Origin of the sequence: Promicromonospora soli (assembly GCF_014653785.1) — a bacterium.
Lineage (GTDB): Bacteria > Actinomycetota > Actinomycetes > Actinomycetales > Cellulomonadaceae > Promicromonospora > Promicromonospora soli.
Genome location: NZ_BNAS01000002.1, coordinates 950597 through 968698, shown reverse-complemented (window position 1 = coordinate 968698; position 18102 = coordinate 950597). Strand labels below are relative to the sequence as shown.

Annotated in this window: 15 protein-coding genes and 4 tRNA genes; 5 read left to right on the top strand and 14 right to left on the bottom strand. The window is 69.9% G+C overall.

All coding sequences use genetic code 11. The features are described 5' to 3' along the window. Positions 1–1048 precede the first annotated feature (1048 nt). The 3 genes from IE250_RS24485 to IE250_RS10080 all read right to left on the bottom strand — a co-directional run bounded on the left by IE250_RS24485 (position 1049) and on the right by IE250_RS10080 (position 3803). Positions 1049–1201, bottom strand: coding sequence for a helix-turn-helix domain-containing protein (locus tag IE250_RS24485; protein WP_229872305.1), 153 nt, complete (start codon positions 1199–1201; stop codon positions 1049–1051). A 1503-nt stretch (positions 1202–2704) separates the two neighbouring features. Beyond that, the gene (locus IE250_RS10085; protein ID WP_189669098.1) at positions 2705–3001 is read right to left on the bottom strand and encodes a hypothetical protein; all 297 of its coding nucleotides are present in this window, start codon (positions 2999–3001) and stop codon (positions 2705–2707) included. Continuing rightward, positions 2988–3803, bottom strand: coding sequence for a PP2C family serine/threonine-protein phosphatase (locus IE250_RS10080; RefSeq protein WP_189669097.1), 816 nt, complete (start codon positions 3801–3803; stop codon positions 2988–2990). Before IE250_RS10080 ends, IE250_RS10085 begins: the two co-directional genes overlap by 14 nt. A 19-nt stretch (positions 3804–3822) precedes the next feature. Here IE250_RS10080 and IE250_RS24480 point away from each other — a divergent pair, with 19 nt between their 5' ends. Next, a complete protein-coding gene (locus tag IE250_RS24480; RefSeq protein WP_268247808.1) occupies positions 3823–4020 on the top strand; it encodes a tyrosine-type recombinase/integrase in 198 nt (65 codons plus the stop codon). 105 nt (positions 4021–4125) lie between these two features. Here the strand turns inward: IE250_RS24480 and IE250_RS10070 are convergent, their stop codons facing one another. The 3 genes from IE250_RS10070 to IE250_RS10060 form a co-directional block, all read right to left on the bottom strand. After that, positions 4126–4698 carry a GNAT family N-acetyltransferase gene (locus IE250_RS10070; protein ID WP_189669096.1) on the bottom strand — a complete coding sequence of 191 codons (573 nt, stop codon included), beginning with the start codon at positions 4696–4698 and terminating at the stop codon, positions 4126–4128. 300 nt (positions 4699–4998) lie between these two features. Next, positions 4999–5071 (bottom strand) — tRNA-Arg (locus IE250_RS10065). 208 nt (positions 5072–5279) lie between these two features. Next, a tRNA-Ser gene (locus IE250_RS10060) sits at positions 5280–5371 on the bottom strand. Positions 5372–5609: 238 nt separating this feature from the next. Between IE250_RS10060 and IE250_RS10055 the strand changes: the two genes are divergently transcribed. Further along, entirely contained in the window at positions 5610–7355 is a 1746-nt protein-coding gene (locus IE250_RS10055) for a GMC oxidoreductase (protein ID WP_189669095.1), read from the top strand. Positions 7356–7431: 76 nt separating this feature from the next. Here IE250_RS10055 and IE250_RS10050 read toward each other — a convergent pair. The 5 genes from IE250_RS10050 to IE250_RS10030 form a co-directional block, all read right to left on the bottom strand. Beyond that, a tRNA-Ser gene (locus IE250_RS10050) sits at positions 7432–7516 on the bottom strand. A 122-nt stretch (positions 7517–7638) separates the two neighbouring features. Beyond that, entirely contained in the window at positions 7639–8277 is a 639-nt protein-coding gene (locus IE250_RS10045) for a GTP-binding protein (protein WP_373301654.1), read from the bottom strand. Between the two features lie 172 nt (positions 8278–8449). Continuing rightward, entirely contained in the window at positions 8450–8860 is a 411-nt protein-coding gene (locus IE250_RS10040) for a DUF742 domain-containing protein (RefSeq protein ID WP_189669093.1), read from the bottom strand. Positions 8861–8870: 10 nt separating this feature from the next. Then, complete coding sequence (locus tag IE250_RS10035; protein ID WP_020017525.1) at positions 8871–9320, bottom strand: roadblock/LC7 domain-containing protein; 450 nt, start codon at positions 9318–9320, stop codon at positions 8871–8873. A gap of 42 nt (positions 9321–9362) precedes the next feature. Beyond that, positions 9363–13463, bottom strand: coding sequence for an ATP-binding protein (locus tag IE250_RS10030; RefSeq protein ID WP_189669092.1), 4101 nt, complete (start codon positions 13461–13463; stop codon positions 9363–9365). Positions 13464–13605: 142 nt separating this feature from the next. Between IE250_RS10030 and IE250_RS10025 the strand changes: the two genes are divergently transcribed. Together IE250_RS10025 and IE250_RS10020 are read left to right on the top strand one after the other, a co-directional pair. Continuing rightward, positions 13606–14583, top strand: a complete 978-nt coding sequence (locus IE250_RS10025) for an NAD(P)H-quinone oxidoreductase (protein ID WP_189669091.1) — start codon at positions 13606–13608, stop codon at positions 14581–14583. Between the two features lie 94 nt (positions 14584–14677). Next, positions 14678–15325 (top strand): bacterial proteasome activator family protein, encoded by a 648-nt coding sequence (locus IE250_RS10020; protein WP_189669090.1) that lies wholly within the window; start codon positions 14678–14680, stop codon positions 15323–15325. 38 nt (positions 15326–15363) lie between these two features. Here IE250_RS10020 and IE250_RS10015 read toward each other — a convergent pair whose 3' ends face one another. From IE250_RS10015 to IE250_RS10005, 3 genes are all read right to left on the bottom strand, one after another. Continuing rightward, on the bottom strand, positions 15364–16491 hold the full coding sequence (locus IE250_RS10015; protein ID WP_189669089.1) for a hypothetical protein: 1128 nt from the start codon (positions 16489–16491) through the stop codon (positions 15364–15366). A 96-nt stretch (positions 16492–16587) separates the two neighbouring features. Continuing rightward, positions 16588–17163: a dCTP deaminase gene (dcd, locus tag IE250_RS10010; protein ID WP_189669088.1), complete on the bottom strand. Its 576-nt coding sequence runs from the start codon at positions 17161–17163 to the stop codon at positions 16588–16590. A gap of 84 nt (positions 17164–17247) precedes the next feature. Continuing rightward, positions 17248–17709 carry a TM2 domain-containing protein gene (locus IE250_RS10005; RefSeq protein WP_229872303.1) on the bottom strand — a complete coding sequence of 154 codons (462 nt, stop codon included), beginning with the start codon at positions 17707–17709 and terminating at the stop codon, positions 17248–17250. A gap of 156 nt (positions 17710–17865) precedes the next feature. On the opposite strand from IE250_RS10005, the gene IE250_RS10000 reads away from it, so the two are divergent. Continuing rightward, positions 17866–17939, top strand: a tRNA-Gly gene (locus IE250_RS10000). Positions 17940–18102 lie beyond the last annotated feature (163 nt).

The window sequence follows — 18102 nt, the reverse complement described above, 5'->3', positions numbered from 1 at the left end:
GTTAATCAATTGGCATTGACTATCAAGCACACTGTTGAGTTCTCAAACAACCGACGCACACCGTCAGAGTCATCATCCGCTGGATGCTGACCCCATCCGGGGCAACCTCTTCAACTTACCAGACCCGAACCCGCCTCGCAAACCCGCTGGCCTTGAAGGCCTGGCGAACTTACAAGAGAGGATCCACACCCGATGACCCACAGAACAGCTGAACTGTCCTGCATCAGAGATGGGATCCAGCCCCGGCGCGGCCACCCGGACCGTTTCCGGTCTGCGTGTCCGTCGGCCCGTCGGGCTGACATCCAGAACAGTACGTCAGGTGGCAGGGTGCGTCAAAGCCGGGGCGCGTGACAGCGGACACAGAACCGCTGTTCACCGCATGTTTTTCCAAGAAGCCCTCAGCCCCGACCGGTCCGAAGCCATGCTGGACAGCCTTTGCCGCCCTGCAGAGCGCCCGGATGGGCGTGGCCAGGCCAAGAAGCCCGCCGCCCGGCCATGTCTGCGTAATCTTTGGTTCAGATTTCGCCATCCGTGGCCGAGCTCCCCGAACAGGGGCCCGGCGCTTCCCCGCTCTGGCTTCCGACGGACCCCAGCCACGGCCCCAGCATCTCCTCGAGCTCCCGGTGCGTGACGCCGTAGGCCTCGTCGACGTGCGCTGCGCCTCGCCCCGGACCATGCCCGGCTCGGCGCGGGGCAGCTCCCTGTCAGTGATCGTGTGCAGGGTGAGCGGCCCCAGCACGACGACGGCCAGGAAGGCATCGCGGTCGTCGCGAGGCAGATGGGCCGGCACCGCGCGCCCCATCGAGGTGGCCGCCGCCGGGAACCGCGTGCGCACCTGGATGGCCGCCGGCGTGATCCAGTGTGTCGCGACCCCGGGGAGACGTGGACGATGTCGGCGCCGTCGAGAGCGGCCACCGACGACGACTCCCCGACTTCCTCAGCGAGCTGGTCCAGGTGGGGCTGCGCTACCTCCGGCAGCGACTGGCTCGACAGGTAGGCGTACCGGGCTCGAGCACCAGGGGGCGCAGGGCCAACACGCGCCGGTCGGTCACGGCATGCCCGAGCTCCACCAGGGTATGCAGGACCGCCGCGCCGACGCCCGGCTGAGCGCGGCCTCGCGGGCCACCTCGCTCAGCGTCATCCGAGCCCGGTCCGTGCCGAACGCGCGGATCACCGCCAGCCCGTGCTCCAGGGACTGCACGAACTCACCGATCGGGTGCCGGCATGAACGGTCTCGCTCATCCGAGGTCCTACCTGCGGTCCGCGCGTCCGCTTCGCATCCTCGGCCGAGCATCCGGCCGGCTGCTCCAGCTCGCACACGTGCGACCGAGGAGGGCGTCACCTGGGCAGCACGCCCGCCCGGGTCTCCACAGGTCCGACGTCGGAGTGCACCGTTGAGCTCCGACGCAAAGCCCTGGTCGTTTCCGAACGGGTGTGCCGCAGGTGAACGTAGCGACCGCTCGGAGCCGCGGTCAACAGCTGAGTGGCCTGGGTCACGACCGTGACCGGATCGCGATGTGCGGATCGCCCGACCGACGGACCGCGTGGCGGAACGAAAGAGTTCCCTGCCGAGGCTTGCCGCCTGGCCAAGGACCCTCTTCCTGCACTGTGCGCCCGAAGGGGTTCGAACCCCCAACCTTCTGATCCGTAGGGACTCGCAGGGGGTGCGATCCGCATGTTTCTGCGGGTCGGTTGACCCGGAACGCCCGGGAGATTGGTGCTCGCGCGAGCGGTCGGGAGGATTTGGCGAGGGAACTGACGGGGATTCGCTCACTCGGCCGGGCGGGCCTGTGACCTCACCATGCTCCTGCTTCGGGGGTCCCTGTTCCTCCGTCATCCGTTGGCGCGGGGCACGTCTCAGACATCGGTTCTGTCGTCAGTGCAACAGGTCCCGCCCGTCATGGTGTGGTGCGGTGGTGCTCGGTGTCGGCGGGACCTGTTGCACTGACGGCGGGTTCGGTGTCAGGGTCCCGGTCAAGCCAATGGATGACGGAGGGGCAGGGGCACCGCCGTCCCTCGATCCTCTTGATTCCCGGGTGCCCGCCGGAGGCCCGTGCCCTACCGCTTGTCCTTGTTCGCTGCTCGTGTGCGGAGACGTTCCCGTGCGATGAGGAATTCGACGGCGAAGGCCACAGGTGCAAGGGCTGTCGCAGGCCAGGTGCCGAGTGTCACGCCGACGATTCCCTGCAGCAGGATCGCGGCTCCGAAGGCGAAGCCCAGTGCGATCAAGCGGGGTCGCAGGTTGCCCCGATGCCAGCTAGGCCGCGCGCCCAGCGTCGGTCGGTGATCCAGACGGTGAACGCCGGGATACCTGAGACAGCTGAGAGTGCGATGGCGATCGCAACCCACCACCAGGGCGAGCCTGCGATTGCGAAGAACAGGACCGAAGCGACCGACCACGAACGCGCCTTGGGGCCGCAGGCGTCTCCAGTAGGCCACGCTCTCCGCTGGGCTCTCAGTGGGGTAGCGGAACGTCATCGGGACCATCCGGTGCCTGTCATTTGCTCGCCCTCATGGCCTGCCGCTTCTGCCATAGCGGGAGGTTGGCGGACCGGGCCGGTAGGCCGTCGGGGTGCGGTGGGGTGCGCGGAGGGCACGAAGCGCCCGCAGTGCGGGGCCCAGCCGGCCGGACGGCCCAGCGCGCCGGAGGCGCGCCTTGAGCCAGTAAAGAGAGTCCTCACGGGTGATGCCCCGGCCGTCCACGTCAGGCATCTGGCTGGTTCGATGTCGGGTCCGCGAAGAACTCCTCGGGGAGGAGTCCCAGCGCTTCGCGCATCAGGTCCGCAGTTACACGCTCGATCACCACGAGTCGCGTGACGGTGAAAGGGACTCTCGACGCATGATCAGCGCTAACGTCCTGCGCGAGCCTGGCTGGGTCATAGAACGTCACATTCGCTGTTTGGCCACCAGCCCGAACCGGGCACTGGAACCAGCCCTTCGCCTCTACCTCCCAGGCGTACTCCCCAAAGTCCTCGGGGAGGACCAGTTCAGGTGGCTTCATGACAGCCGAGCTCGATGGCAAGAAGGGTCTTGTCATCGTGGGGCTTGGAGCGCGGCCAGCGTCGGCCGTCGACATCGTCGGTCTCGGCGTCGTGAATCCGGTGGAGCGTCCGCGCGGGGCCGTACTCGTTCGCTTCCTCGTAGAGGTCACGCCAGGTCGTGGCATCGGGGTGGCGTGCAGGGTCGACGCCGTCACTTGCGAGCACGAGCGCTGAAACTCCCGCTCGGCGATCGACGCTCGTGATCCCATGACGTGCGGCTTCCGGTTGGGCTCCGGCTATCCAGTAGCCGCTGGGCCGGTTGCGGCGTCGGGCCTGCTCGGCTTGGAGGTCGAGCATCAGGGCACGGTGGCCATCGTCGTACCCGTGCCCTTCGGCCAGGCGCTTTCGGTAGGCGGCCCGTTCGTTGACGGCGACGCAGTCCAGGCGGTCGTCGGTGTGAACGGCCTCGGTGCCGTCCGCGTAGAAGATGACGCCGTAGCTGTCGCCCAGCATGTACATCTCGACAGTGTCGTCCGACCAGCGGGCCAGAGCGACGGTGCTGGTGGGTGTGGTCTCAGGGGTCAGCCCGTGAGCGTCGCGCACGGCGCGTATCGCCTCCTCCACGGCGCCCGCGAGCGAGTCGCCTTGCGGCACCGTCTGCTTGATGGTGTCCGCGAGCTGTTCCGCGTACCAGCCAGGGTCGTGGGATCGATCGCCAGCTACGGAGGTCGCCCCGTCCAGCACTGCGGCGAACCCGTCTCCAGTGACGTAGCGGTCCTGGTTTCGAGATGCACCGGCAAGAGTTGCAGCGAATGTCTTCACGAGTGAACCCTCGGCCCCCATAGCGCGTCGGTCTCGGTCACCAGGGGTAGCCCAAGTCGAGCCCCGCTACGTGAACACGCTGTTCGACACGCTCGAGGGCAGGGCCGAGGTCCGGCGGATCCGGTTCCACGACTTGCGGCACACCTGTGCGTCGATGCTGCTCGGTCAGGGAGTCGCGGCCCGGATCGTGATGAAGTGCTCGGACACGCCCAGATGAGCATTACGACGGACCTGTACAGCCACGTCATGCCCACGACGCTCCGGGACGCCGCTGACGCGATGGACGAGGCTCTAGGCGGCTGGGCCCCGTCCTGCGCATGACCTAAGGGGCAGGCAAAGGCGCGTCCGACGGCCGCCACTCACGCCGGAGCAGCCCGAACACCCAGCTGTCGGACACGTCGCCGTCCACGATGCAGTCCTCCCGCAGCGTCCCCTCGCGTACGAATCCCAGCTTCTCCAGGACCCGCGCGGAGGCGAGGTTGCGGGTGTCCGCCTCTGCCTGGACCCGGTTCAGGTCCAGCGTGTCGAAAGCCCACCGCAGCAGGGCGTGCGCCGCCTCGGTCGCGTAGCCGTAACCCCACGCGGACTGGTCCAGGCAGTAGCCCAGCGACGCGCTGCGAAAGTCGGGGTCCCACCCCGTCACGGCGCACCACCCAACGAAGGCCCCGTCAGAGACCTGGTCGATCGCGACCCGGGCGCCGGAACCTTCCTCCGCCAGTCTCTCGCAGACCGCGACGAAACGGTCGGCGCGAGCGCGGTCCGTCCAGCGCGGGGAGTCCCAGTAGCGCATCACCTCGGCGCTTGTGTGCAGCGCGAAGAGGTGGTCGGCGTCGACCGCCGTGAAGGGTCGCAGGTGCAGGCGAGAGGTATGCAGTTCGGGTGTCGGCAAGGCCATCTGCACATCGTGGGCCACCGGGTGCCGGTGGGCCACGGGATTTCCCGGGGCCGTCCGGCCGGGTGAAACTCGCTGGGGCGCCCGCGGCGCTCTCGATACACCCAGACGAGCCGCCTCCTACCGCGCCGAGCTCACCCTCACAGCCATCGTCCGCTGGCTCCGCGATTCACAGGACACGCCCTAGTCCGTGGCCCCTGTTGGGGCACCCAACGGGGGCAGTGACCCGAAATCCGGTCTCGACGCCCGCAAACGACGAAGCCCTGACCGGCGTTTCCGCTGGTCAGGGCTTCGTTTCTACTGTGCGCCCGAAGGGATTCGAACCCCCAACCTTCTGATCCGTAGTCAGATGCTCTATCCGTTGAGCTACGGGCGCTGGTCGTACTGCGTGCTACCGGCCAACCGTTCACACGGCCGACCGACGAGAACATTACCGCCTGTTCGGCGCGGGCCCAAACTCAAATCCGCGCTTACGGAGGAGAACTCCGTCACAGCCCTCCGGAGGTTCGGCCGGCGAGCCGAACCGACGTTCCGAAGCCTCCCACAGAAAAGGCCCCGGGCGTCACGCGCGGCCGGGACCTTCCTGGCGGAGACGGAGGGATTTGAACCCTCGAACGGGTTGCCCCGTTACCACCTTAGCAGGGTGGCGCACTAGACCTGACTATGCGACGTCTCCTCGCGACAGCTTCTACCCAGGCAGGGCGATGCCGCGCGGCCCAGGGTACCTGGCGCACGGCGGGCTGAGCAAAGCGGAGGGTCAGGCAGCTCCCCGAGGCACCCCACATCGCCGTCATACCGCCGTTTTTCCTGCCCATACTGGGCGGCGCGCGAGCCGGGCGAGCCGCCCCGGAGGAGACCCGGACGGCGTCGGGCAGCGTATTTCACGCCGCATCAATAAGGGGTACATTCGCGCCATGGACTACGACGTCTTGGTGATCGGTTCGGGCTTCGGCGGCAGCGTTGCCGCCCTCCGCCTCACCGAAAAGGGCTACCGGGTGGGCGTGCTCGAGGCCGGCCGGAGGTTCGAGGATCACGAGTTCGCCAAGAACTCCTGGCACCTCAAGCAGTTCCTGTGGGCGCCTGCCCTGGGCTGCTACGGGATCCAGCGAGTGAGTCTGTTGCGCAACGTGCTCTGCCTGACGGGAGCCGGCGTCGGCGGCGGGTCGCTCGTGTACGCCAACACGCTCTACCGCCCCCTCGACCCGTTCTACGCGGACCCGGCGTGGTCCCACATCACCGACTGGAAGTCGGAGCTCGCGCCGTACTACGACCAGGCGGAGCGCATGCTCGGCGTGGTCCAGTACCACGGCCGATCCCCCGCCGACGAGATCATCCGGGGCGTCGCCGAGGACATGGGGGTGGGCCACACGTTCCGCCCCACCCGCGTGGGCGTCTACTTCGGCCCTGGTGGTGCCGAGGAGCCGTCGCCGGGCCGCAGGGCCGCGGACCCGTTCTTCGGCGGCGTGGGACCGGACCGCACCGGCTGCACCGAGTGCGGCGAGTGCATGACCGGCTGCCGCCACGGCGCCAAGAACACCCTGGTCAAGAACTACCTCTACCTCGCCGAGCGCGCGGGTGCCGAGGTGCACCCGCTCACGACGGCCGACGTCGTCCGTCCGCTGCCCGACTCCTTGGGCCCTCGCGAAGCGTGGGGTCGGGGCGGCGGCTACGAGATCCGCACCCACCGCACCGGCAAGAGGTGGGCGGGGAAGCGGACGTTCACCGCTCGGCAGGTCGTGTTCGCTGCGGGCACGCTCGGCACGCAGCGTCTGCTGCACGCGATGAAGGACGCCGGCACGCTGCCGCGGCTGTCCGACCGGCTCGGGCACCTCACGCGCACCAACTCCGAGGCCCTGCTCGGCGCGATGACGCACAAGGTCGGCGCGACCGACTACTCCCGCGGCGTCGCCATAACCTCGTCGTTCTACCCGAGCGAGAACACGCATATCGAGCCCGTGCGCTACGGCCACGGCTCCAACGTCATGGCGGCCCTGCAGCACATCCTCGTCGACGGGGGGCCGTTCCGGTTCGTCCGCTGGCTGGGCGAGCTGGGCAAGAACCTGAAGTGGCTGCCCGTGCTGCTCGACTGGCGCCGCTGGTCCGAACGGACGGTCATCGCCCTGGTCATGCAGGCACAGGACAACTCGCTGACGACGGTGACCAGGCGCACGCTCTTCGGCCGGTTCATGACGTCGAAGCAGGGCACCGGCGCCCCGAACCCGAGCTGGATCCCCGAGGGCCACGAGGCCGTACGCCGCATGGCCGACAAGCTGGGCGGCGGCGATGTGGAAGGCATCGCCGGTGGCACGATCGGCGACCCGTTCAACATCCCGCTCACCGCGCACATCCTCGGCGGCTGCGCCATCGGTTCCGACGCCGCCGGGGGCGTCGTCGACCCGTACCTGCGGGTGTTCGGGCACGAGGGCCTGCACGTCATGGACGGCTCCGCCGTCACCGCGAACCTGGGCGTCAACCCGTCGCTCACCATCGCGGCGCAGGCCGAGCGCGCGTGCGCGCTGTGGCCCAACGCCGGCGCGCGGGACGAGCGGCCGGCCCTCGGCTCGGCCTACACGCCCGTGGAGCCTGTTCGACCCGTCGCCCCGGTAGTGCCCGAAGCGGCGCCGGCGGCGCTGCGCCTGCCGATCGTGGGCATCAGCTAGCTTCGCGGTGGGGGTCCGAGTACGACGATGGCTGGAATCCGGGTCGGATTCCAGCCATCGTCCTGTCCCCAGCGAGCGGAGGGCGAGGGATTCGAACCCCCGGTGGGTTGCCCCACAACGGTTTTCAAGACCGTCACATTAGGCCGCTCTGTCAGCCCTCCTCGCGCCCGCACCCACGCTCCGGGGCGGGGGCGGCGCGGCCACACAGTCTAGCGCCCGACGGCACAGCGACGGCGGGCCGCCCTCTGGGAGGCCCGCCGTCCGCGGAGTGCTGAAGAGTGGTTCAGCCCTGCGCCTGTGCGCCGGACCGGAGCTGGCGCATCGCGAGCTGGACCAGCGCGATGAGCGTCTGCTTGGTCGCTGCACGGGAACGAGCGTCCGTGTAGAGCATCGGCACGTGCGCCGGGATCTGCAGCGCTTCCCGCACATCCTCGAGCCGGTGCTTGGCCACACCGTCGAAGCAGTTCACGCCGACGACGAACGGGATGTTGCGCGACTCGAAGTAGTCGATCGCCGGGAAGCACTGCTCCAGGCGGTCGGTGTCGACCAGGACGACAGCACCGATCGCGCCGCGCACCAGGTCGTCCCACATGAAGAGGAAGCGGTCCTGGCCCGGGGTACCGAACAGGTAGAGCCACAGGTTGCCCGGGAGCTCCACACGGCCGAAGTCCATGGCCACCGTGGTGGTGGTCTTGCGGTCGGTGACACCACCGGCGTCGTCCACGCCCACGGAGTGCTCCGTCATGGCGGCCTCGGTGTTCAGCGGTTCGACGTCGGAGATCGAGCCGATGAACGTCGTCTTGCCCACCGCGAAGCCGCCGGCGACCACGATCTTGACGACCGTCGGCGCTGTGCGCTCGGCTGCGGGCTGGGCACCCGGAGCGCTCTGCGCCCCGGCATTGGCGGCCGGCGCCTGCTGCATCACCGGCGGTGCGGGCTGCGTCTGCGCCGGACGGGACGCCTGCGCGGTGGGCGCGGGAGCGCCACCGCCGCCACCCAGCACACTCTGGCGCGCGGGCGCGTTCGAGGAAGCGGTCGCGGTGCCGGCGTTACCCGACACCGGGGCCCAGTTGGGACCGCTACGGGCCCCGCCGTCAGAGGGCGGAAATGCCATTCAGAACACTCTCCAAGACGCTCAGCGACAGGCCCGAGTTCGAGCTGCCGTGGCCTGTGTGGACGTTAACCGGTGTCGAGGTATGCACTGTGACGTGCCCTTCCTCCTGCATGTCCGACACAAGGATCCGGACGACACCCAGAGGCAGCCGCAGAAGGGCCGAGAGCTCGGCGATCGACACGTACGTGTGCGCGGCGTGCTGGAGGATCGCGCGCTTCTCGGGGGGCAGACCGAAACTGCTGACCGCCCCGGGCAATACCTCCACGAGGGCCTCGAGCGGCAGGTCGGACAGCTCCGACCGCACCCGGCCTCCGGTGACCGCGTAGGGGCGCACGGTGGACGTCTCACGGACATCCCCCTGCCCCTGGGAACCGAAAGGTGCGTACGTCATGGTCGAGTCCTCATCCCACGCTGGCGGCTCGGGTCTGCCCGTCGACCGGGAGGCTGCCACGCATCTCCGAGATCAGCTGCGGCGTGAGCGTGGCCTCGGTGCGGGACACCAGGAGAGCCATCTCGTAGCCGATGAGGCCGATGTCGCACGTGGCCTCCGCGACCACACCGAGCACGGACCCGTTCGAGACGTTCATCAGAAAGAGGAACCCGTTGTCCATCTCGATGATCGCCTGACGGACATTACCGCCGTTGAGCTGCCGAGAAGCTCCACGCGTGAGGCTTGACATGCCCGAGACGATCGCCGCGAGCTGGTCACCACTGGTGCGGTCGAGCTGGTCGGACATCGCCATGAGCAAACCGTCTGCCGACACGACGAGCGTGTGCCGGCTGCCGGGAACGGTACGCACGAAGTTGTCGAGCAGCCACCCGAAATTCGTAGCTTCGGTACTGAGGGTCACTCTCTGTTCCTCCTAGTCAGAATCCACAGACGCGCGCGCGTGTCACCGCGACTGCGGCGCTGAGTCAGGGACATGATTCACGGTCGAGGGTGCCCACGTCGAGTCCCCATCGGCCTTCTTGCCGTTCTCGTGCTCCGATCCGCCCCCGTCCACGGTTTCCGACCGGCCACGTGCGGTGGCCGACTGGAACGCCGAGAGACGTGAGCGAAGCTGCTCAGGATCACGGTCGATGCGAGCTGAGAGGCGCTCGACAGTTGGGTCCGCCCCGGTGCCGGAGGCACCGCGGGTGCGGCGGGTCAGCCCGCCGTTGGCGACCTCGGTGTTAACGGCCGCCGGACGGTACGAGTCGTTCTCTTTCACATCGTCTTCCTGGAAAGCTCCCCGACGAAGGAGGCTCGTCATCTCCTCGTAGAGGACAGCCGACGCCGTCCACTCCGACCGGGCCTCCACCGAGTCACGTACGTACTCGGGGTCCAGCGGGTCCTTCCCGTCGCCGTCCGTGCCGGCCGCCCGCTTGGTGAGCGGCGCCGCCGAACCGTACGACGGGTCGTACACGGCGCCCGTCGGGTACGGCTCGCTGAACTCCCGGACGGGAGCCTCGAACTCCCGGGCGGGAGCCTCGAAGGACTGCTGCACGGCCGCCATCGGCACGGCCTGGGTGGCCGGGGCCGACGCGTACGAGCTGGGTGCCTGCTCGTACGAGGTGGGCGCCCGCTCCGGAGCGGGCGCCGGGGCCGACGCCGCGCGGGGTGCCGCATCCACGAACGGGTTGGTGCCAGGGGTGACGGCGGGACGAGGGGCTGCGGGAGCCGACACCTGCGCGACGGGCACGGGAACCGTGCCGCCCGCCGGGGCGCTCGGCACGGCCGATACCGCCGACGTCAGCGACTCCTGGACCGCCTTCTGGTAGCCCTCCTGGTAGCCCCGCTGGTACGTCGGGTCCGACGTCGGCTGCTGCGGAGCCTGGGCCGGGAACGCTCCGGTCAACGGGGCTGGGTTGCCCTGCGGCGGACCACTCGGTGCCTGGAAGTTCTGCGGCTGGAAGTTCTGTGCCTGGAAGCCCTGCGTCTCGACGCTCGGCGCGCCGAAGGTCGGCACACCGGCGGTGGGAGCGACGGTCTGGATCGGTCGCGACGCCGGACGCTCCTGCGGCTGGTAGGCACGCAGCTCGCCGGTTGCGGGCTGGCCCGGCCGGCGGCCGAACAGACCGCGCCTCTGCTGAGCCGGCTTGGCACCCTGCTGGGCGCCCGAGCCGGTCGAACGACGGCTCGGGAGATCCGCCATGAGCTCCTCGAACGCGGGCAGCGCCTCGAACGACGAGTCGGGCCCCTCAGGAGCGTCTGCCCCGAAGCCCTGCGCCTGCACGCCGTCGCCCTGGAACGGGCCGCCGAAGCCCGCCTGGGTGCTTCCGAAGCTATGGGCGGGGGCGGGGGCCGCCGGCGCCTGAGCGTCGCCCGCAGCCGGGAACCGCATCACGTCGGTGTCGGACATCCCCGGCAGCGCGGCCGGGTCCTGCGTGATGGGGTCGAGCTGGAGCGACTGCGTGGAGCCGACCGGATCGATCGTGTTCAGCGAGCGGAAGCTCGAGAAGAGCGCGCTGCGCTGGTCGACGTCCACCGCGGCGGGCGTTGTGTCCTCGAAGACCGGCGCGACCGGTTCCTCGCGCTGCTGCGGTGCGCGCTGGCGGCTCGGGAGGGAGCTGCCCTCCGACACGTTCGACGGCGGGGCCCACGCGTTGTCGTCGCCCTGGTACTCCTGCGGGAGCGACGGCGTCTGGATCTCCGGCAGCACGATCGAGCCGGTCGGCGTCGTCTCCGCTGTCGAGTGCGCCGCCGTCGAGCTGCGACGTCGGGCCAGGCCGAGCGCGGTCGTACCGTCCGTCAGGGCGTTGAGGTCGACCTGCTGGGCGGACGGGGCCGGCTGGGCCGCGAACGCGGCCGCGGCGATCTGCGACGTGCCGGTCGGAACCGGCATGCCGCTCTGCCGTGGGACGGACGTGGTGGCCGGCGAGGCCGCCGTGACGGCGGGCGAGCCGAAGCCGTTGGTGGGCACCCCCGCGCCCCGCATCGCGCCGGTACCCGGGCCGGTGGCCATACCGCCGCCGAACTGCGAGGCGGCCGCTTGCGTGTTGGCCTCCAGCGGGTCCGTCGGCATCGGCAGCGGCATCGCGTTGTCCGGCATGAACAGCACCGACGGGAAGCGGACGGTCACCTCGGTGCCTGTGCCGCCCTCGCCGACGCCGAACGCCACCTGGGCGCCGAGGCGGTCCGACAGGCGGCCGACCACGTAGAGGCCGAGGCGCTGGGCACCGACGGCATCCGACGCGGCGTGGCTGAGCACCTTGCGGTTCGCCTCCGCGACCTCCTGCGGGTTCATGCCGAGGCCGTGGTCCCGGACGACGACGGTGACGAACTGCTCGTCACGGGCCGTGGTGACCTCGACCGGCGTGTGCGGCTCGGAGAACATCGTCGCGTTCTCGAGAAGCTCGGCCAGCAGGTGCGCCGCGTTCAGCGCGTTGTGGCCCAGCATCATCGGGTCGACCACGAGGTTCAGGCGCACGCGGTCGTACAGCTCGATCTCGGACGACGCCGTACGGATGACGTCGGAGACCGGCATGGGCTGGCGCACGCGACGACCGGAGTCGATGCCCGCCAGGACCAGGAGGGACTCCGCGTTGCGTCGCATACGGGTCGCGAGGTGGTCGAGGCGGAACAGGTTCGACAGCGTCGACGGGTCCTCCTCGGAACGCTCGAGGTCGTCGAGGAACGCGAGCTGCCGGTTGAGGAGCACCTGGTCGCGGCGGGCCACGTTGACGAACATCTCGGCGATGGAGCCACGGAGCGCTGCCTGCTCGCGGGCGACGTCGATGGTTGTTCGGTTGACGTCGTTGAACGCCGCAGCTAGCTGGCCGATCTCGTCCGACGACTCGACGGTGATCGGGTCGAGGTCGATGCTCGGCCCCTGACCGGGCACCGACACCTGCTCCACCAGGGTGGGGAGGCGGTCCCGGACCACGCCGGCGGCCTGGGTGAGGCGGCGCAGCGGGGAGACCAGACGGCGGGCGATGACGAGCGCGGTGATGATCGAGAAGCCGAGGGCCGCGATCGCGACGCCACCGGTGAGGTAGGCGCGGTTCGCGGCGACGTCGGCCCGCTCCTGCGCGAACGCCGAGGCGTCCTCGCGGACCGCGTCACGGACGATCCGGCCCTCGTCGACCCACTTGGCCGACTCGGCCGAGAACGCCTCGGCCTGCGCCGGCTGGATGGTCGAGAGGTCCCCGCGTGCCACCTGACCGCGGACGGTGCCGTACACGCCGTCCATACCGGGCACCTGGTAGTCGCCGGGGATCCGGTCGAAGAGGTCCTGCGTGGCGTCCCACTCGCGGTCGCCCAGGTTCACCAGGTCCGCCGCGCGCAGCGCCATGTTCCGGGACGCGTCAGGGTCCGGGTGGCTCGCGTAGAGGCCCAGGGCCAGGGCGACGACCGGGCGCTCGTAGGTGTTCGTCAACATCAGCTCGTCCATCGACTGGTACGCCTCGAGGCGGGTACCCAGGTCGCGGTCCTCGGAGGTGTCCGCGATAGCGTCCAGCACCTCGAGGGCGCCGTCGATGTACCCGCCGTACGCGCTGGTCGCGACCTGCTCCGTGAGGCGCTCGTCGGCCACCTTCTTCTGAACCTCGGTGATGGCCGCGCGGTCCTCGATGGTCTCGGCGACGGCGGTCTTCACGCGCTGGTCCAGCATCGAGATGTCGATGCCCAGCAGCGCCTCGTCGCGCTGGTCGAGGGCAGTGATCGTCTGCGCCTGGGCGGCCGGGGCGGCCCACACGGGGTTGCCGCTGTCGTCCGTCACCGGCTTGCCGTTCTCGTCCAGCTCCGGCGTCCCCTGCAGAAGGGCGAGACGGGCCTGGTCGCCGGACTTGCTGTCGTCGATCATCGCCACGATGTTGTACGACCGCTCCTGCGCGAAAGTCGTTCCTGCCGCGTCCTGGTACTCCAGCGCGGCGACGAGATCGCTCGTCTGCTGCGCGCGCATCGCGTCGACCACAGACAGGCCGATGATGTACGCCGCTGCGATGACCAGGACGATGGCAGGCGTGACCAGTGTCGCAAGAACTTTCCCGCGCACTCCCAACCTGCGGAACATGCGTACCTCTCTCCATCACTGATCCGGAAGGGGGTGGCGTGCGTGAGCCCGCCGAACAACCCTCGGTGGTGCGTACAAGTTACCGGCACCTTGTTTCCGCTGGCGACCCTCGTAAGGCCACACGGAAGTAGGCTTCATCGATGTGCGAGCCGTCACGATATCCGGACGCGGGCCCTCAGGGAAACTCTCCCTTTCATCCCTGAATCACCCGATTGCTGGCCAAAGCGACGTTCTGATCACTGTCGCCGCCGCCGGAGTAAACCGCGCTGACCTGCTACAACGGGCCGGATACTACCCTGCTCCACCGAATGCCCCCGAGTGGCCAGGTCTTGAGATATCGGGAACTGTGAAGCGTGTCGGACTCGGCGTGTCGCGATGGCGCGCCGGAGACCGAGTCGTCGCGCTGCTGGAAGGCGGCGGGTACGCCGAGGAGGTGGCGGTCCGCGAGACGCAGGTTCTGCCGGTGCCCGACGGCGTCGACCTGGTCGATGCCGCAGCCCTTCCCGAGGCCGCGTGCACCGTCTGGAGCAACCTCGTCGACGTCGGCCGCCTGCGCTCCGGCGAGTGGGTGCTGATCCACGGCGGGTCCGGCGGCATCGGCACCTTCGCGATCCAGGTCGCCCGGGCGCTGGGCGCGCACGTGGCCACGACCGCGGGCGGGCCGGAGCGCACGGCGCGGTGCATCGAGCTCGGGGCAGACCTCGCCATCGACCACCGGGAGCAGGACTTCGTGGACGAGGTGCGGAAGGCGACCGACGGCCGAGGAGCCGACGTCGTGCTCGACCTGCTCGGCGGGGGCGCCCTGGGCGACAACGTCCGCGCCCTGGCCCGCGGCGGCCGCCTGGTCGTCATCGGGATGCAGCAGGGCCGGCGTGGCGAGCTCGACCTCAGCGCGCTCCTCGCCAGGCGCGGGACTGTCACGGGAACGCTGCTCAGGTCACGACCCGTGGACGAGAAGGCGCGCATCGTCGCCGACACCGAAAAGCACGTCTGGCCACTGGTGGCCGACGGCCGGGTGCGGCCGGTGGTGCATGCCCGCGTCCCCTTCTCGGAGGCGCAGTCGGCGCACGACCTGCTGGAGTCCGGCGAGGCCTTCGGCAAAGTGCTCCTGGTCCCCTGATCAAACTGTGCCTATATATAGGCATGGCCGACAATTTCGTCCCAGGGCGCAGGCTGCCATGCGGGCAACGTCCGATTCGGGCAAGACTGGACCCATGACCGACGAGCGAGCCACCCCCCTGTCCGACGCGCGACGCGACGATCGCTCCGATCGCCCCCAGGCCGGGACTCCCACCGTGCACCCCCAGATCGTCACGCCCGACGGCGCGGCCGTTCCGCCGGAGCCCGAGCCCGAGGACGCCGGCGGCGACAGGGAGATCGACGAGGCCGAGGCGGTTGTCGGCCAGGTCGAGGAGCCGGCCAAGGTCATGCGCATCGGCGGCATGATCAAGCGGCTGCTCGACGAGGTCCGCGACGCCCCGCTGGACGAGGCCGCACGCACGCGCCTGGCCGAGATCCACGAGCGCTCGATCCATGAGCTCGAGGACGGCCTCTCTCCGGACCTGGTCGATGAGCTGCACCGCATCACACTGCCGTTCACCGACGACTCCACACCGTCCGAGGCCGAGCTCCGCGTGGCTCAGGCGCAGCTCGTGGGCTGGCTCGAGGGCCTGTTCCACGGCATCCAGACGGCGCTCGTGGCGCAGCAGATGGCTGCCCAGGCGCAGCTCTCGCAGATGCGCCGTGCCCTACCGCCCGGCAGCGTGGCATTCGGCCCGGCCGGTCCCAGCGGGCCGAGCATGCCGGGCCACCAGGAAGACGAGTCGGGCGGGGAGCGCCGGACCCCGGGGCAGTACCTCTGACCCCGCCGCCAGGAGCACGCGGGTAAAGGTCCGGGCGCTCAGAGGTCCACGGGGTCTACCAGAAAGCCATCCTCGTCGGCGATCTCGCCTCCAGCGGCGTCGTGGATCGCGCGCGCGAGCCGCGCCACCAGCTCAGCGGCGCGCTTGCGCGCGACCCGCAGCTCCATGGCGGGGAACTCACGCTGCGACTCCACGAGGTCCTGCGGCTCCCAGTGCACCCAGTAGCGCACCGCGCCCTGCTCCGCCCACGGCAGGCCGCGGAGCAGCCGCGGCAGCTTCTCCTCACCGCTGATCTCGACGGCGACGATCCCGTCGACGCCGAGGTCCACGACCAGGCCGTACCCGTCCAGGACGCGCGGGCCGGTGAGTGCCTTGATGTCGTAGTCGTCCGCGGCGGCGTGCAGCTTCTTGCGCAGCTCGGGATCCAGCTTCTCGCCCGGGAACAGCGGCTTGTCCCCGATGCCTGACGGCGGCCCGCCCCACTCCTTGCCGTCCATGTGCAGACGCGCGCGCGGGTGGACCCGTTGCAGGATCGTGTGCGTGGCCTGGGGGTCGAGCCAGACGTCGGAGTACACGGTCATGTCGATCGCGGCCCCGGCGTCCGGGGTGAGCACGACGCCGGCGCCGGGCCTCGCGACCGGGCTGCCCGGGGCGACCTTGGTGTCCCACATGCCGCCGACGTCCAGGCGAAGGGACCCGCCCAGCCGGCGCGCGACGGCGACGAGCCACTCGACGAGGCGGCGCTCCTCGCGCTCGGGTATCCCGGCGGCGAAGGCCCGCCCGACGCCGTCGCGGTCGCCCGCCGGGAACGGCACGTCCCCGCGCTCCCGGTGGCAGACGACGTCGAACGCCAGCGCCGCGCCCGGCGGCATGCCGAGGTCGAACCCGTCGCCCGAGGGCTGGTACGGCCCGTTGATCACCGCGTGCCGGGAGACCCGCAGCACGCCCGGCTCCCGGCCCTGCGCGCGCCGGCCCTGCGGAGCACCTGCCACGTTGCCCGGAAGGATGCCTGCGGGAACCACGTCCCAGCGGGTGGCGGAGAAGCGGGAGAGCGCGAGGACCTCGATCTCGTCCAGCTCCACATCACCGGGCACGGTCAGCACGTGTCGCGCCTGGTGTGCCTGCGCGACCGTGCGCGGCAAGAGCGGCAGCTGGGGAGAGGCCATCGGTGTCCCTTCTACGTCCGGATACCCGGCTCGCGCCGGGCACCGGGAGCCTACCGCCCGGCGGACGCCCGTCGAGGCGCCGGCCGGCCCCGTCCGTCACACGGCAGTGCGGTGAAAGTTCTTCGAGGAGCGGGACGCCGTCGGGCCGCGCTGGCCCTGGTAGCGGGACCCGTACAGGTCCGACCCGTACGGGTGCTCCGACGCCGACGAGAGCCGGAAGAAGCACATCTGCCCGATCTTCATGCCCGGCCACAGCTTGATCGGCAGCGTCGCGACGTTGCTCAGCTCCAGGGTCACGTGCCCGCTGAAGCCGGGGTCGATGAAGCCGGCCGTGGAGTGCGTCAGCAGGCCCAGCCGGCCCAGCGAGGACTTGCCCTCGAGGCGGGCGGCGACGTCGTCGGGCAGCGTGACCGCCTCGAAGGTGCTGCCCAGCACGAACTCCCCCGGGTGGAGCACGAACGCCTCGCCGTCGTCGGCCTCGACGAGACGGGTCAGCTCGGGCTGGTCGGTAGCGGGGTCGATGAAGGGGTACTTGTGGTTGTCGAACAGCCGGAAGAACTTGTCGAGGCGCACGTCGATGCTCGACGGCTGCAGCATCGACGGCTCGTACGGGTCGAGGACTACGCGGTCGGCCTCGAGCTCGGCACGGATATCGCGGTCGGAGAGGAGCACCCGGATACGGTACTGGGCACTGCGGGGCGGCGCCGCCCCGTCCCGCCCCGTCCAGGGCGGCGCCGCGGAGTCAGCAGACGGCGGTCACCACTGGAGGGGCCGGTGCTTCGAGTCCACCGACCAGTAGCCCCGGCGCATCACGAAGTACAGGATGCCCTCGATCGCGCCCCAGATCGCCGGCACGAACCACGCCTGCCCCAGTGACACCACCGTGATGAGCAGCATGATCCAGCCCAGGCCCTTGTAGCCCAGGTAGAACCGGTGCGCGCCCACCACGCCCAGCAGGATTCCGAGCAGGCCGGCAGTGATGCGGGACTTGCGTCCCGGCACGTGCTCCGGCGGCGGGGTCGGCCGGTCGTAGTCGTACTGCTGCTGATAGTTCGCCGGACCGCCCAGGGGCGTACCCCCGGGGGTCTTGGACGTCTGCATCGCGCGCGTCTCGCGCGGCGGCCGCGGCGGCTGTGGAGGCTTCGACGCCCGCGGGGGCAGGGGTTTGGTCTCCTGGTAGATCGGCTCGGTCGGCTTCTCGCTGGGGTGCTCGCTCACGGCTGCTCCGGCTGCTCGGCGACACTCGCGCGGGACCTGGTTCGGGCATCCGGGCGAGGTTGGGTATGATCGGGTCGCGCGCCAGGTTCACGGGCGCTGTTGCGGGAACCCTAGCGGGATTCCGAAACAGCAGATACTCGGACAGAACCGGACGACGCGGGTGTAGTTCAATGGTAGAACTTCAGCTTCCCAAGCTGATAGCGCGGGTTCGATTCCCGTCACCCGCTCCATAGGTTCCGCCCCAGGTCAGAGGAAGTTTCCTGACCCGGGGCTTCGTCGTTTCCAGAGGGTTGCCGGAGAGGCGGGGGCACCAATCTGGCCCCAAACGCCGCTTGGTCCGGCTCATCTGTGCCGTGGATCCGCTGACGGCCCAGGTCACCACGCGGAGCCCGT

What these genes read in the sequence shown, in the direction of transcription:
- IE250_RS10015 (WP_189669089.1), bottom strand. Translation starts at nt 16,491, where the DNA reads ATGGCCTCTCCCCAGCTGCCGCTCTTGCCGCGCACGGTCGCGCAGGCA.
- IE250_RS10040 (WP_189669093.1), bottom strand. Translation starts at nt 8,860, where the DNA reads ATGACGTACGCACCTTTCGGTTCCCAGGGGCAGGGGGATGTCCGTGAG.
- IE250_RS10020 (WP_189669090.1), top strand. Translation starts at nt 14,678, where the DNA reads ATGACCGACGAGCGAGCCACCCCCCTGTCCGACGCGCGACGCGACGAT.
- IE250_RS10085 (WP_189669098.1), bottom strand. Translation starts at nt 3,001, where the DNA reads ATGAAGCCACCTGAACTGGTCCTCCCCGAGGACTTTGGGGAGTACGCC.
- IE250_RS10045 (WP_373301654.1), bottom strand. Translation starts at nt 8,277, where the DNA reads ATGCAGCAGGCGCCGGCCGCCAATGCCGGGGCGCAGAGCGCTCCGGGT.
- IE250_RS10030 (WP_189669092.1), bottom strand. Translation starts at nt 13,463, where the DNA reads ATGTTCCGCAGGTTGGGAGTGCGCGGGAAAGTTCTTGCGACACTGGTC.
- IE250_RS10070 (WP_189669096.1), bottom strand. Translation starts at nt 4,698, where the DNA reads ATGGCCTTGCCGACACCCGAACTGCATACCTCTCGCCTGCACCTGCGA.
- IE250_RS10055 (WP_189669095.1), top strand. Translation starts at nt 5,610, where the DNA reads ATGGACTACGACGTCTTGGTGATCGGTTCGGGCTTCGGCGGCAGCGTT.